The 12,420-nt window shown below is 62.0% G+C and carries 19 protein-coding genes and 1 pseudogene; 9 read left to right on the top strand and 11 right to left on the bottom strand.

Going from position 1 to position 12,420, the window contains the following annotated elements:
- Positions 1-225 precede the first annotated feature (225 nt).
- Complete coding sequence (locus KHO33_RS39815; protein ID WP_200568222.1) at positions 226-720, bottom strand: hypothetical protein; 495 nt, start codon at positions 718-720, stop codon at positions 226-228.
- A gap of 668 nt (positions 721-1,388) precedes the next feature.
- Here KHO33_RS39815 and KHO33_RS43060 point away from each other — a divergent pair.
- Positions 1,389-1,748, top strand: a complete 360-nt coding sequence (locus KHO33_RS43060; RefSeq protein ID WP_407946220.1) for a YXWGXW repeat-containing protein — start codon at positions 1,389-1,391, stop codon at positions 1,746-1,748.
- 231 nt (positions 1,749-1,979) lie between these two features.
- Here KHO33_RS43060 and KHO33_RS42740 read toward each other — a convergent pair whose 3' ends face one another.
- The 7 genes and pseudogenes from KHO33_RS42740 to KHO33_RS39785 form a co-directional block, all read right to left on the bottom strand.
- Entirely contained in the window at positions 1,980-2,585 is a 606-nt protein-coding gene (locus KHO33_RS42740) for a phage portal protein (RefSeq protein WP_268963371.1), read from the bottom strand.
- Positions 2,557-3,663 (bottom strand): phage portal protein, encoded by a 1,107-nt coding sequence (locus KHO33_RS42735; protein WP_267916019.1) that lies wholly within the window; start codon positions 3,661-3,663, stop codon positions 2,557-2,559. The genes KHO33_RS42740 and KHO33_RS42735 overlap by 29 nt, the downstream gene beginning before the upstream one ends.
- A 12-nt stretch (positions 3,664-3,675) precedes the next feature.
- Entirely contained in the window at positions 3,676-3,951 is a 276-nt protein-coding gene (gene gpW / locus KHO33_RS39800; RefSeq protein WP_200568220.1) for a gpW family head-tail joining protein, read from the bottom strand.
- Between the two features lie 19 nt (positions 3,952-3,970).
- Positions 3,971-4,174 carry a hypothetical protein gene (locus KHO33_RS39795; protein ID WP_200568219.1) on the bottom strand — a complete coding sequence of 68 codons (204 nt, stop codon included), beginning with the start codon at positions 4,172-4,174 and terminating at the stop codon, positions 3,971-3,973.
- 30 nt (positions 4,175-4,204) lie between these two features.
- Positions 4,205-4,953: pseudogene (locus KHO33_RS42730) on the bottom strand (terminase gpA endonuclease subunit).
- Positions 4,904-6,322, bottom strand: coding sequence for a terminase gpA endonuclease subunit (locus KHO33_RS42725; RefSeq protein ID WP_267915977.1), 1,419 nt, complete (start codon positions 6,320-6,322; stop codon positions 4,904-4,906). Before KHO33_RS42725 ends, KHO33_RS42730 begins: the two are co-directional and overlap by 50 nt.
- A gap of 360 nt (positions 6,323-6,682) precedes the next feature.
- The gene (locus tag KHO33_RS39785; RefSeq protein WP_200568218.1) at positions 6,683-6,823 is read right to left on the bottom strand and encodes a hypothetical protein; all 141 of its coding nucleotides are present in this window, start codon (positions 6,821-6,823) and stop codon (positions 6,683-6,685) included.
- Positions 6,824-7,070: 247 nt separating this feature from the next.
- On the opposite strand from KHO33_RS39785, the gene KHO33_RS39780 reads away from it, so the two are divergent.
- The 3 genes from KHO33_RS39780 to KHO33_RS39770 all read left to right on the top strand — a co-directional run bounded on the left by KHO33_RS39780 (position 7,071) and on the right by KHO33_RS39770 (position 7,982).
- Positions 7,071-7,244, top strand: a complete 174-nt coding sequence (locus KHO33_RS39780) for a hypothetical protein (protein ID WP_200568217.1) — start codon at positions 7,071-7,073, stop codon at positions 7,242-7,244.
- A 37-nt stretch (positions 7,245-7,281) separates the two neighbouring features.
- Positions 7,282-7,611 carry a hypothetical protein gene (locus KHO33_RS39775; protein ID WP_200568216.1) on the top strand — a complete coding sequence of 110 codons (330 nt, stop codon included), beginning with the start codon at positions 7,282-7,284 and terminating at the stop codon, positions 7,609-7,611.
- Between the two features lie 134 nt (positions 7,612-7,745).
- Positions 7,746-7,982 (top strand): hypothetical protein, encoded by a 237-nt coding sequence (locus tag KHO33_RS39770; protein ID WP_234480920.1) that lies wholly within the window; start codon positions 7,746-7,748, stop codon positions 7,980-7,982.
- Positions 7,983-8,155: 173 nt separating this feature from the next.
- Here KHO33_RS39770 and KHO33_RS39765 read toward each other — a convergent pair whose 3' ends face one another.
- Genes KHO33_RS39765 through KHO33_RS39755 form a run of 3 tightly spaced genes read right to left on the bottom strand, consistent with a single transcriptional unit; the run spans position 8,156 to position 9,408 of the window.
- Positions 8,156-8,656, bottom strand: a complete 501-nt coding sequence (locus KHO33_RS39765; protein WP_200568215.1) for a hypothetical protein — start codon at positions 8,654-8,656, stop codon at positions 8,156-8,158.
- Between the two features lie 37 nt (positions 8,657-8,693).
- Entirely contained in the window at positions 8,694-9,251 is a 558-nt protein-coding gene (locus tag KHO33_RS39760) for an IbrB-like domain-containing protein (protein ID WP_200568214.1), read from the bottom strand.
- Positions 9,232-9,408: a hypothetical protein gene (locus tag KHO33_RS39755; RefSeq protein WP_200568213.1), complete on the bottom strand. Its 177-nt coding sequence runs from the start codon at positions 9,406-9,408 to the stop codon at positions 9,232-9,234. Before KHO33_RS39755 ends, KHO33_RS39760 begins: the two co-directional genes overlap by 20 nt.
- Positions 9,409-9,470: 62 nt before the next feature.
- Between KHO33_RS39755 and KHO33_RS39750 the strand changes: the two genes are divergently transcribed.
- From KHO33_RS39750 to KHO33_RS39730, 5 genes are all read left to right on the top strand, one after another.
- Positions 9,471-9,746 carry a helix-hairpin-helix domain-containing protein gene (locus KHO33_RS39750; protein WP_200568212.1) on the top strand — a complete coding sequence of 92 codons (276 nt, stop codon included), beginning with the start codon at positions 9,471-9,473 and terminating at the stop codon, positions 9,744-9,746.
- Positions 9,747-9,754: 8 nt separating this feature from the next.
- Positions 9,755-9,970 (top strand): hypothetical protein, encoded by a 216-nt coding sequence (locus KHO33_RS39745; RefSeq protein ID WP_200568211.1) that lies wholly within the window; start codon positions 9,755-9,757, stop codon positions 9,968-9,970.
- Between the two features lie 669 nt (positions 9,971-10,639).
- The gene (locus KHO33_RS39740; RefSeq protein ID WP_211629301.1) at positions 10,640-11,137 is read left to right on the top strand and encodes a response regulator receiver protein; all 498 of its coding nucleotides are present in this window, start codon (positions 10,640-10,642) and stop codon (positions 11,135-11,137) included.
- Between the two features lie 43 nt (positions 11,138-11,180).
- Positions 11,181-11,474: a hypothetical protein gene (locus KHO33_RS39735; RefSeq protein ID WP_211629298.1), complete on the top strand. Its 294-nt coding sequence runs from the start codon at positions 11,181-11,183 to the stop codon at positions 11,472-11,474.
- A gap of 61 nt (positions 11,475-11,535) precedes the next feature.
- Positions 11,536-12,228, top strand: a complete 693-nt coding sequence (locus KHO33_RS39730) for a FadR/GntR family transcriptional regulator (protein WP_200568340.1) — start codon at positions 11,536-11,538, stop codon at positions 12,226-12,228.
- The last annotated feature ends 192 nt before the right edge of the window (positions 12,229-12,420 follow it).

The following is a 12,420-nucleotide window of genomic DNA, read 5'->3' as shown; positions in this document are numbered from 1 at the left end:
GCGTCCCAACCCCCAGCCCCCGCCTTTTTCTACGCGCGGGGGGCGCCCTCCGGGGGGGCCCCCCCGCGGCCATGATGATCTCGATCTTGCCAGGCGTAATCGCCAGCGGCGTGTTGAACAGCCGCGTCGCCAGGTGCGGGTAGTCCACCTTCATACCGTGCGGTGCAGTGGCCCGTGAGGTGCCCTTTTTGTCGCAGTTCCATGGGGCTTGTTTTAGGACTGGTCTCATATAAGACGGGAGCCTGCGGACCTATCCTGTCGTTGAATATTTTTTACATTTACCCGGAGATAGCCATGAGCCCCTTTTGCCTGATTCAAGTGACGCATCTGCACAGCCGCGCAGGCATTACGCGCCACAGCCACTTCCATCTGAATCCGTTGCGCCTGTTTTCGGCGCTGCGAAAGCTGTTCGTTGCCTTTCGCCCGGCTTGCAATTGCCGCTGAATATGGCGGGACACGATATGGATTCAAGGCCAATATGAAATCAGATATTTTCGATCGGGTGAACATCGCCGCCGTCTTCGCGATAGCGGCGGTGATCATTCTTACAAGCTCCGGCGCCCCTCCCATCGGGCTATAACCCTGCACGGCCTGGTCAACTTTCGTGCACCCATGCAAGGCAGTCACGTCAGGTGCGGGAAGAAGGACGTCTTCCGACTTTCCCGGCAAGGTGATGGTCGAACGAACGGCAACGAGGCTGAAGGAGAAACAGATGAACATTGCGGAAAAATCCCTGCGTTTTCTGGTTGAAAAATGGCTTGCGCCAACTTCAGCGACACCGGCCCGTATAACCCGATTCAGTCGGACAGGTTCTGCTCAGAGTCGCTACGTATGCGTTGAGGCACGTCGACCGAAAGGCCCGATCGCACTTTTTTTCTTCCGGCACGATGACGGTACGTGGCATGTGTTCCCGCCTGCGCCTGCTCGTCTGACAATACGGGCTTAGGCAAGTGCCACCTGATTGAGATACATTGCGGGGCTTCGCCAGAGTGCCGGTATCAGTTCGGCCTTGGCGGTTCCTCGACTTTCCCGGCTTCGGCTGCCGCCGCGCTTCCGGCTCAGTCCGGCAGTGTGTGCTTTCGGTAACCCGATCGTGCGGATTCCTGTATGCCGTTGCGTTCCAGATCACAGTTCGCGGGAGCGATCGCTGTGAGAACGTCCGCTACGTTACGGGTTGCCCCCTATCGAAGCGTATTTCATTCGGAACATTGATTGAATATGGAACGCAGATACATCCCGTCTTACACGCCATCTTGAAATTGGCCCTTGCACAAGTCACAGGTTTTATGTCATCGAATCGCCTCATGAGACCGTTCAGATAACAGGAGAGCGAAACACATGATGTCGCGATGCTGTTGCCGTCCATCCCACAATCCCTTTAATTCTGAATGGTATTTCACATGAAAAAAAACTTTCTTGTCCTCGCCCTGAGCGTGGCATGCACTGCCTCACTTGCACCGGTGGCTGCGAACGCACAGGTTGGTATCGCCGCAGTCATCAACCAGCGGCCGCCGCCGCGCTATGAGGCGGTTCCACAGGCGCATCCGGGGCAGGTATGGGCGTCGGGTTATTGGGCATGGACCGGCCGCCAGTACGTATGGACGAAGGGACATTGGGAGCGTGCGCGGTACGGTTATCGATATGACAGGCCGCAATGGGTACAGGGTCGATATGGATGGAAATTCCACCAAGGCGGGTGGCAACGGTTTCCGCGTGCAATGATGCCGCCTGCCCGCCATTATTATTGACAACAGGGTAAGCGGGAGATCCGCGATGTCGCGGATCCGCAATCGGAACTGAAATCGCATTGATGCTTGCGATTTCTCTTGTGTCAAAGCTGTTCGCTGCACATCGCCCGGCATGCAATTGCCGCTGAAAAAGGCAGTACACAATATGAATCCCTTTTACGTCGTAGTCTTGCTGGCTATATTGATGATCTGGTTCGGCATAGTCGTCGTGTGGCGTGACCAGAGCGGGTATCAATTCGGCCGTGGTGGTTCCTCGACTTTCCCGGCTTCGGCTGCCCCCACACTACCGGCCCAATCGGGCAGTTCGAGCCCCAGCTCCTTCATCAGGCGGATTTCCATCGCCCGCTGGTGCAGCACTTTCTCATAGTCGAGTCCCTGCTCCGCGCATTCGCGCTTCAGTGTCGAGAGCGCGGCATCCATGCCCATTACCGCGCCGGCCTTTTCCTTGGCTGGATCGATCCAGCCACGCGCCACGCCCATCCATGAGCAGCGCGCGTAAGCCGAGCGCGCTTCAATGTACGGCGGCGCACCTGAGGGCAGCGGCAGTTCGCCCCGGTCCATCACCTCCCAGAGCCACGCGCCATAGAATGGTGAGGCGAAGTTCAGGCAGAACTCATCGCGTCGCCGCTGCAATGTCTTCCAAGCCTCAAGCTGCGCGGCGCGGGCGCTGCTGTAGTTTGTGCGGCTCCAGTCCTGGGTGACCTGTTCAGCCGAGAGGCCCAGCGCCGCCGCGATGACGCGCGGCATCTCGTGCGTGAACATCTCGAGGTTGCCGTGCGGATGACCGCTCGATACGCTCTCGATCGATTCACCGGGCGCGAGTGTCGGAATACGCACGCCGGTCGGGAGTGCTGACCGCTCGTCGGCCCTGTTCGCGCGCAGCGACTGGTATAGCGGCAGTTCCTCGCCTTCGCCCGCGCCCAACCAGCGCCGGATCATAGGGGCTGGTAATCCACATGCCGAAGATCGACGCGACGGTGGCCGCCTGTAGTTCCACGCCGTAATAGCGCGCAAGCATGCGCGCATGTGTGAGCACCGGCGTAAAGGCACCGATGCCGCGATGCTGGCCCGCGCGGTCGCGGTCGTAATCGTGGATGACGAGCAGCCAGCCATCGTCGTCGTAACGCGCGACGCGCTCCCAGGTGTTCGCCTCGACCGCCAGATACCAGTCGTTCGGCTCGGCCTGGCGGATGTGGTACGCGAGCGGCACGCCGTTGTCAACGATCTCGACACCGCCGCGCAGGTTGCGCGTGTCGATCATCTGGTACGGAGTGCCAAGCCGGTCCGGGTCCACCAGCATCAGTGCTGTGGCGTAATCGGCCCCGCCCTGGCCGATGCGCTCCGGCATCCAGTAAATGAGGCCCAGCCCCTCGCCGTCGATCAGCTTGTGGCGCAGCGCGAGGCGGAACTGCTGGCCGAGCGTGAGCTGCCGCGACACATCGTTATAGCGTCCGGCGTTCTCCGCATAGCCGCGCCACAGTGCCTCGGCGATGCGACGGAAGTCGTCCGCCCACCCGGCGTCGAACGCGGTGATGCCGCTCCTTAGCGCGAGCGCCCGGTAATCGGGGTTTGCCGCGAGCTGCAGGCTGGTGCCAACCGTGTTGTCGAAAATGCGGTTGACGCCGCCGCTGATCCAGCCGTCATTGCGCGAGAGGTCCCGTGCGCGCGCGACCATGCGGTCGCGGAACAGGTTGATTTCCGAATCGGGCGACCGTATCCACGGCAGCCAGTTGCCCATCTCCTGGGTGAGCCAGTTCGCCGAGTCATACTGGAACAGGTACGGCGCGAGTCCGAGCGGCGTGCCTTGGGGCAGGCCCGGCCCGGCGACCGTGGCCCGGGGTCTGCCATGCCCGTTGCCACGACCACTACCGGCAGGTGGTACCGCCAGCGGTCTGCCGCTGGCATCGACGATCATGCTCACGATGGCTCAGAAAAACGGTCCAACCGGCCGGCGGGGGTTGCAGCGCCGGCCCTCAAGCGCCGCGAGCTGTTTCTTCGTGTCGAGAATGACCTGCACGAGGCTTCCGATGCTGGCCTGCGTATAGGTCACCGAACGGCTGCCGTCGGCCGGCGCATAGGACGCGGCCTGGCTCTTCACGCCGGTGGCCAGGTCCAGATACGCCTGCTGCATCTGCGCGAGACGCGTCTTCAGCACGTCGGGCGGCATGCCGCCCAGGACGCCGTCGCAGCCGCAGATCGCCATGATGCTGTTCCCGTTCAGTTCACGCGATCCGCCGCAGCAGGTCGGCCGGCTTCATCCGAGCCACGCGGGCTGCGAGGTCATACCGCACGCTTTCCGCCACCAGCGCGCGCAGTGCGTCAATCGAAACCGTCACCGACAGTTCGCCCTTCACAATGCGCACCTCGCCGTGAAATGCATCGTCGTGTTCAAACACCACGTGCCCGTGCTTCGTCTGCGTGATCATGTGTCACCCTGCATGTCGATCCGGTATCAGTCAGGCAAGCCGCTGTACCAGCGAGCGTGCTGGCGATGGATTCCGCGGCAAACCGGGCGGCGTCACTGGGCCGCCAGGAACCAGCGGTGCGGGTCCAGCCCACGCCTTGACGGCTTCGGCGCGGCGATTCAGTTGCAGCTCGAAATGCAGGAGCCCGCACAGCGCACCGTACGCATACACGCGGCAGTCGAGCGCTTCATTGGCCTTGCCCGCAGGTAACTCCCACACGCGGTAACGCCACCCACCGGACTCCTTCACGACGATCCGCTCGGCAGTCAGTTGCGCGTAATAGCTGATGTCGCGGTCGGCGGGAAATGCATGTAGCCCGTTCCCTCATGGTCGAGATACAGCCGTTGCCGGATCGTGTCCTTTGCCGCATTGACGCCGAGGATGACCGGCCGGTAGGTCTTCTTCGTGCGCGAGGTGGGGCGCTTCGACGGCCAGACCGGATTACGCTCACCACCGCGCGCGGATTCGCCCTTGATGGCCCAGATCCACCGCCCGATACGCGCCTTGCAGAACTCATGCACGGCCTGCGTATGGTGGCCGCCCGAATCGATGCAGGCGGCAAAGACTTCAAAGGGCCGGCCATCCGCGCGATGCCAGAGCCGCTTCAGGTAGGCATCGACCTGACTTTGTGTTGCCGCATCCGAGAATTCGCCTTCGATCACGTGGTAATCCACCGACCAGCTTTCCTCGTTACGCCCCCAGCCCGGTTTCCAGCTCAACGCCGTAGGTCCTCTGCACATCGGCACCGACCACCAGCACCGCGACGCCATCCTCGACCGGCGCGGCCCATACCTCACCGCGCGCGGCCAGCGCCTCGATATGCAGCCCACGGCCGGTATGCGGGCGATACGGCATGCCCATCTGCGTGTTCCACCACGCCTGCAACCTGTCTTCATCGCCCTGCGCGGCGAGCCACTTGCTGGCGACATCGGCAGGCCGGTCACGCTGCCGTGGGCTGTACAGTTTCGACGTGTGGAAACCCGCATGGATATTGTCGATACCCCACGCGCCGCAGACCGGACACTTCGCGCGGTACACCGCGTGACGGTCAGACGCCCACCAGTCCCACACGGTAGCAAGCGCATCCTCGTTATCGCTCGCATCGTCCGTGCCGCGCCATGCGCGCTCGTAATCATCGAGCGGTACGTGACGCGCGCAGCAGCATTCAAAGGGCCGCGTCTGGTGCCAGCGCGCAGTCTGCAACGCATTCAGCCGCTCGCCCTCCGACCATCCCGCGCCGCACGCTTCGCAGTACGCGCGCGCGGTGCGTGGCCGGTATTCGACCACGTTGCCAGCCGCATTCTTGCGCTTGTCCCATTCGACGTGCAGGAAGAAGTCGAGGAACTGCCGGTGCCCGCAATGCGGATACTCGACACTCACGCGCCACTGGTCCGATTCGTGGTAGCTCGCCTCAATGCGGCTCTCTTCCTGCACGGTCGGCGAACGGGTCCGCACCGCGAGCCAGTTTGCGAAGGTCGCAACGCGCTCCTCCGCGAGCGTGATCGGGTCGCCTTCATGGGTAACCGGGTACTTGTCGATCTCGTCGGCCAGGACTATCCGTATCGGGCGGTGGGCCAGGTTGTCGGGACTGCCAGCGCCCGCGAGTGCGAGAAACCCACCCCGAAACGACTTGAACAGCAACGTTTCATCGGCGGTGTGCATCCGGCTCGTGCCGACCCGTTCGCGCAGCACGGGCGTGGCCCGCACCAGCGGCGTGATACGTTCCTTGCTGAACTGCACCGCCGCATCGTCTTTCGGCTGCAACAGCAGGATCCGACACGGATCGAGGTGCGCAAAATATCCGAATACGTTTTCGATAAACGAGGTCTTGAGTAGCTGGGTACTCACCATCGTTGTAATCACATGCATGCCCGGCTCGGTGACCGCGAACATCGGCCCGCGCGCCACCTCAACCGCCGCCGTTGACCAGGGCCCCGACATGCTGCCCGCGACCTTCGCGAGCCGCCGATAACGGTCAGCCCACTGAGGCAGGCTCAGGCGCGGCGGTGGCGTCCAGCCCCTACGGCCGGTCCGCCTGATCTGGTCGCTCTTCGCCTGCGTCGAAGCGTGCTTCAGGTTCCCCGAGGTCGGCGAACTGCTGGTGGACATGCGCGCTCAGTGTGGTCGTCAGCCGGTCCACGTCATCAATCGCGAACTGCATCGCGATAAACGGCGCGACCTTCGCTGCCCATGCCAGCCACGCGTCGCGCTGTTCGCGGCACAGTTCGAACACGACGTTTTGTGCGACGGCCAGTTCAACCAGTGCGCCGGACTTCTGTTCGTATTCCTAACGGCGTAGCAGCGCCATCCAGTTTTCTTTCAGACGCAGCGCTTCGCCATAGCCCAGACCTTTCGTACCACTGTCCGGCTGCAAACTGTTTGCATCGGTGTTTGCACGCCTGTTTGCACCTTTGTCTGCACTCTTTTTTCGGTGCTTTCGCCCGTTGCATTGCGCTTGCGCCATGCGGTTCAGACGAGCGCCGGATCGATCGTTCCATCCGGCAAAGCCTTGATGCGCATGAGTTTCAGCGCACGATGCACAAGCGTATCGGACACGCCTTCGCGCCGCGCAAACTCACGGATCGAAACACCCTGACGATCTTTAGCCATGTGCGAACACCGGGCTATGCAAACACCTTATAAAGTTCATGGCTACCTGAACAACGCGCTGCGCAATTGCCCCCAATTTCGAAGGGGCCGGAAAGTACCTTTCGACCCCATCGCACACGGCTACAGGTGAGCTTTTGCGGGATGGCCGAGCATCGTCGCCAGGTGCTTTTATGGGACCAAGGTCCAATATCGTCAGACGTGGCGATCATATAATATGCTGATTGCATGCGTCTTTGCGGAGCCAGACGTGACTCTCTTCGGTTTGGTTATCGTCGGGCTGTTGGTCACGGCAGTACTTGTCATGATCTTGATCGCTGCATTCCTCGTGTGGTGGCGAAAAGCCGACGAGGCCTACGACCAGCTCAACGATCTGGGACCGGTCCCAGATGACGACCCGGACACCACACGGCGCGAGGATTGACATGACCCGAAAATGGGTTTGATAAGCGGGGACTGCAATGGACATGATCGGCGAGATGCTCGAAATGTTCGCGCTGCACGTGCGGGCGACGAGACTACCGGAGCCCGAGCGCGCGTATGTGCTTTCCCTGTGCGCAGGAAGATCGACCGGCGAGGTGCGGTTCGATTTCGCATGGCATGATCACAGGATCGCCGTGCGGATCGGTAAGGACCAGCCGCGGATATACGAGCAGGCGGTACGCTACGTCGCTGAAGAACAGGGATGGCGCGTCTGCTTCTTCACCGGCGGAATGGTTCGCTGCGGTGCAGCCATCGCGACGTTTGCTGACGAGATGGCATCGCGCGATCGACTCCTGCCGGGAACATAGGTTTTCACAGGTTCCCGGTGCGCCAGCGCACTGTCGCTATCGTAAGTGGATACCCGTCGAAAGTGCGCCGCCATTTCACTGGTTCGCCTTTCACCTCCTAAAATATGAACATATCCCCTCGCAGGAGGCGGATCATGATCATGAGAGACGTGTTACGGACCGGGCGGCGGGAAACCATTCGCCAGGCTGCTTACCATCTGGCGGACAGCGGCAGCTATACCGACTGGCAATCAATCGAGGGTTGCCTGTGTGTGCGGTACGGACTTATCGAAGCGCGCCGGCTGCTCACCGACCGGACCATCCGTGCCGAACTGAATCGGCGCTGCGCGGCGGCGACGAAGAAAGACCGCCCAGCGGGAAACACCGGATGAATCGCCTCTGTCATTTCGCGCTCGCGATGGCCTTCGCCAGTTCTGCGCCGAAGAAGCGCCTGAAGTCGCCAACACGATGGCCTGAGCACGCGTGCCATACTCCAGACGCTTCTTCGTCTGGACCGGCTTGTGAAGTGCCACAAGCAGTTTCAGATTGCCGGTCGCGTTGGCGGTCAGACCTTTGGCCTTGCCGCGCGTTTTCCTTGCATGCTTGTGCAGTGGGACTGCTGCCACAGCCCGTACACCTCGCCGTGTGCCGTCTTGACCGGCCCGAGGAACACGTCAGGCCGGTTCATGTACTTGCGGATCGTGCCGCGTGGCAGGTTTCCGTAGCGGTTCACTGCCGCCGCGACCGGCACAAGATCGGCCGGCTTGCCCCCCAGGAACTGCACGCCGCCGAACTCGTACAGCGCGAGATATTGCGCGGCCCTGTCGCGGATGTACACGCACGCGATGGGCAATTCCTTTCGCGCCGCCTGCACCGCCAAGGAGTTCACCGTGAACGGCGTTGGGTTGTCGAATACCTGCGGAATCGCGGCTTTCTCCGCGACGGCAGCGAGCTTCGCCAGTTCAGTGACGGTGCGCGCTTCAGCGAAGGGAAGCTGGCGATATGCGAGCGTAGACACGCGATGCGACACCGCATCGACGTTTGACGTGACGGAAATTTCAAGCATCGCCGACCACTGATCACGAACACCGTTACTCTCGAACCTAGGCCCGCCCGAATTCCTGCCTTGCCTCGCGCTCGCCAATCCGTCGCGGCATGCCTGAGCGATCGGCAAGCCGGTCGATTTCTTCCGGCTCCATCCCGAGTCCGCGCCCGATATCTTCAGCGGGCACGCCTGCCTCGATGATCGTCCCGACGATATCCGCCATCGGCAATACGGCACGCGTGCCGCGTGCGCGGTTGTGCCGGATCGTTGACATCATCCGGTGGACCGGATCGGCGTCGATCTGCGCGACCGGCACATGGCCGCCATAGCGGGCGATGATGCGCCGGTCGCCTGACACAAACCAGCGGTGGTAGCCATCGACCAGCACGTAGCCGTCGCCCTCGTCCAGCACCACGAGGGGCTGGGTGAAACCATCCTCGGGGAGCGACAGGATCAGCAATTCGAGTTCGGGCGGCGCAACCCGGTTCGGGGTGTAGCCGTTCGCGCGGATGCGCTCGCGGTGAACCCATTTCACGCGGGAAACCGGCGCGCTTTCGATGACAAGCTGCGCAGCTTCGGTTGAGTCGGGTTCTGGTTCAATAACGGATGCCGTCATCGTCCGCCTCCGTCGCAAGCAGGTGATCCAGCGTCAATCCCCGACTCGCCTGTTCCTCAACAGCAAAGTTCACCAGGCGGCCAATCTTGCGGTTCTTGAAGTCGCCCTTCAGGGGCAAAACCCTTCTTCCTTCAAACCCTTGTCCGGCAAGGCTCATAGCGGCATCTCCCTGGCTCCGGGTAATTCTCCCCTATTTATTAGGGGATGCAGGAGCTGGGCGTGGACCTGCCGGCCATGCCGGTGGCAGATAAACCAGGCACTGCTAACGGCGCACCCGCAGGGCCAGCCGGACTGAAGCCGTCCGCACGGCTGGTCGATCTGCTGGCGGGCGTGCCGCGATTCCGCACGTTCGAGAAACACGGCATTCATACCCTGCGGGACCTGGCACGCTACAGCGAGCCGGAACTGTTCACGCTCGGCGGGTTGGGGCCGGGTCTGGTCGAACACGCGAAGGCGGCGCTCGCGCGCGCCTCGCTTACGCTACGCGATGAATGAGACTGCTGATGGCACGCACCATGATGCATGAATGCTGGTCGTGCGAGCACCGCCGCGACGTGCCGGGCGACTGCCACATCGCCTGCGCGAACCCGGACCCCGCCATGACCGGCAACGAACACGGAATCAGCCACGGATGGTTTTTCTACCCGCTGCTGTTCGATCCCATCTGGAAAACTGAGGATTGCGCGAACTACAGCCGTGCCGGTCATGACGTGCGTTAATGCCTGCCACGCTACGTCCTTTCCCGTCATCGCCATCCGGTCACGGTACGGGCCGTCCTGCCTGAAATGATGGAGTCCACGAAGCCGCTGTTCGGCACGTTGCTCCCTGGCTCGTGATGGCACAGGCGTAAAGACGGGTCTATATGAAGCCGTAGCTCGCCTGCTCGAAAGAATCCCGGCCGAACGGGAAAAACCGTTACGCAAGGCTGCGCCGAAAGCGCGATCGCGACACATCCAGCGTCGCAGCAAGCATTTCTGATGTGCCCAGGCCCGCATTGGCCGGACCTTCTGCCTGCCCATAGCTGCAGAGCGGGATCGCCGTGCGTGAATACCCAACGGTGGCGCGCATTGCTGGCCCGTGCACCGTTCTTCTATAAACATGTTGGACGAAGGCCAGACGGAAAAAAGGCCGCCGCGACGCGGCGGCCCAAACACACACGCCGCGCTGGGATGCACTGACGCACGCAATATTTTATATCTTCCTGTCACGCAGGCAATCGGGCATTTCGTCAGATCATTCGAATATACGAGGGGTATCCCGTAGGTAAAACTAGCCGATAGACGGCCGTGCACACGGCATGAAATGATCAGTTCAATACGTGAAATCGTATGTTTATTAGGCGTGAATCCCACCGCCAACACAGACACGGGGCACAGGGAGTTCCTGCCATGACCGGACGGCATGCTCTTGAGAACGAAAGCCAGTTCGCTTTGTGGAATCCGAAGCGGCTGCCGACTACACCCCTTGTACGCAGCGTGGTTGTCGCCCACGGGGATATTGCCATCGGCGAATCGATTGCTTTGCTGCTGCGGCTGAAAGGTTTCGCGGCGGCTGCGGCGCGCGACATGGAGTTCGTTGAGTCGACGCTCCTGCACTGGATGCCTCGTGCCCTGCTGATCGATACACGTCTGTGCCGGCAGAACAACTTTCGCTTCATCAGGGACGCGGCATCAAGGCCGAGCTTCCATAGCGTCCTCATTGTTGCACTTAGCCAGGCCTGCCGCGAGATGTCGCCCGCCGAAATCAGGCGCGTCGGTTTCGATGGCCTCTGTCGCAAGCCGTGTCCACTATGGATGTTGACGGATATGCTTGGCGAGCACTTCGATGCGCAGTCAGATCCGTCGCGATCTGCTTTGTCTGGGTTGTCGAATCACAAGCCGTCTTGAGTTGATTTATTGTCTGACGCTCAAGGCGACCCGGCACGCCGTCATGAATAATCGCGCCCGCATCGCCCCGACCATGGCCGCAGCGCCCATCTTTGCGGTCTGCTGCATGTGCGGTGCGCTGTGCCCTGACAAGTTCACCGGCGATGCGAGGGGCTGGGACTGGTTCACCGGCTACCTCGACGAGACGGTCCACTTCTGCCCGCATTGCAGGTCCATCCATGCCGGGGTATATGCGCACCTGCGGCGACTCTCCCTCGCTCAGCCCGTCTCACCCGCTTACCGGCACCGGCTGCGTGATGTGCTGAAGACGACCTTACCTGACGCCGCAAACATGTAGTCCCCGCCGGTATGCGCAGCCGGTCTCCGCAGTACAGCAGACGATATCGGGAGAGTGGAGCATGGAACACGACGGACACGAGGACCGTTCGCTGGTCAGCCAGACGTTCGACCAGTTCATGGAGGACCTTCTCGACGGCGCGTGGGCAGACCACGTGCCGCCGCAGGACGTGCTGGCCAAAAATTACGACGTGAGCCGCACCGTGCTGCGCGAGGTGCTCGCGATGCTGCTCGCACGCAACATGCTCGACATCCGGCCCAAAATCGGCACGCATGTCCGTCCGGTGCATGAGTGGCGCATCCTCAACGAGGACGTGCTCTACTGGCGCGTGCGCCTGGACCCCGATCCGCGGTTCCGCGAGGCGCTGATCGGCTTTCACCGCCTGATCGGCCCGGTAGCTACCGCGCAGGCGGCGGCCCGCGGTGACGCTGACGACATCGCCGCGATCAGGCTCGCATTCGATGCGCTGCGCGAAAGTCCGCCTGGCCAGCCCGGTTTTCTGGCTGCGCGCGAGGTCTTCGCGATGCGGATCCTCGCAGCCAGCGGCAATCCACTGTTCTCGCAGCTGGCGCCGCTGGTGCGCGGCGCGCTCGCGGTGGCCGGGCGGCAGGCAGTACAGCGCAAGCAGGACTGGCCGGACACGCTGATACTGTACGGACGCGTCGTCGACGCGATCAGGCGGGCCGATGCTGGTGAAGCGCAGGCTGCGGCGCTCGCGCTGATCGACCACACCAGCCCCGATGAAAGCGGTTGACAGGGTTGTCGCCAGGCGAGGCTGGAGATGTACGACCGGGGGTTTTCACTGACATCCATTCCGATACCCGATCCGTTAACGCAAAGGGTGAAGCAGGATCAGGCATCTTGCGACACCGGACAGGAATCATCCGGGCGGTCGTGCAGTAGTCCGATCCGTTCGCGGGCCGCTGGCAGGGCAGCCATAACCGAA

The organism is Paraburkholderia nemoris, from assembly GCF_905221015.1.
GTDB classification, from domain to species: Bacteria; Pseudomonadota; Gammaproteobacteria; order Burkholderiales; family Burkholderiaceae; genus Paraburkholderia; species Paraburkholderia nemoris.
Note: the sequence above shows the minus strand (reverse complement) of the source record. Positions and strands in the feature narration are given on the sequence as shown.

Bases quoted from the DNA above. Each gene is read 5' to 3' on its own strand.
- KHO33_RS39765 (WP_200568215.1), bottom strand. From the start codon at position 8,656: ATGCTTGAAATTTCCGTCACGTCAAACGTCGATGCGGTGTCGCATCGC.
- KHO33_RS39760 (WP_200568214.1), bottom strand. From the start codon at position 9,251: ATGACGGCATCCGTTATTGAACCAGAACCCGACTCAACCGAAGCTGCG.
- KHO33_RS39740 (WP_211629301.1), top strand. From the start codon at position 10,640: ATGACCGGACGGCATGCTCTTGAGAACGAAAGCCAGTTCGCTTTGTGG.
- KHO33_RS39735 (WP_211629298.1), top strand. From the start codon at position 11,181: ATGAATAATCGCGCCCGCATCGCCCCGACCATGGCCGCAGCGCCCATC.
- KHO33_RS39785 (WP_200568218.1), bottom strand. From the start codon at position 6,823: ATGGCTAAAGATCGTCAGGGTGTTTCGATCCGTGAGTTTGCGCGGCGC.
- KHO33_RS39745 (WP_200568211.1), top strand. From the start codon at position 9,755: ATGGCACGCACCATGATGCATGAATGCTGGTCGTGCGAGCACCGCCGC.
- gpW (WP_200568220.1), bottom strand. From the start codon at position 3,951: ATGGCGATCTGCGGCTGCGACGGCGTCCTGGGCGGCATGCCGCCCGAC.
- KHO33_RS39730 (WP_200568340.1), top strand. From the start codon at position 11,536: ATGGAACACGACGGACACGAGGACCGTTCGCTGGTCAGCCAGACGTTC.
- KHO33_RS39755 (WP_200568213.1), bottom strand. From the start codon at position 9,408: ATGAGCCTTGCCGGACAAGGGTTTGAAGGAAGAAGGGTTTTGCCCCTG.
- KHO33_RS39795 (WP_200568219.1), bottom strand. From the start codon at position 4,174: ATGATCACGCAGACGAAGCACGGGCACGTGGTGTTTGAACACGACGAT.
- KHO33_RS42725 (WP_267915977.1), bottom strand. From the start codon at position 6,322: ATGTCCACCAGCAGTTCGCCGACCTCGGGGAACCTGAAGCACGCTTCG.
- KHO33_RS39775 (WP_200568216.1), top strand. From the start codon at position 7,282: ATGGACATGATCGGCGAGATGCTCGAAATGTTCGCGCTGCACGTGCGG.
- KHO33_RS43060 (WP_407946220.1), top strand. From the start codon at position 1,389: ATGGTATTTCACATGAAAAAAAACTTTCTTGTCCTCGCCCTGAGCGTG.
- KHO33_RS39815 (WP_200568222.1), bottom strand. From the start codon at position 720: ATGTTCATCTGTTTCTCCTTCAGCCTCGTTGCCGTTCGTTCGACCATC.
- KHO33_RS42735 (WP_267916019.1), bottom strand. From the start codon at position 3,663: ATGATCGTCGATGCCAGCGGCAGACCGCTGGCGGTACCACCTGCCGGT.
- KHO33_RS39770 (WP_234480920.1), top strand. From the start codon at position 7,746: ATGATCATGAGAGACGTGTTACGGACCGGGCGGCGGGAAACCATTCGC.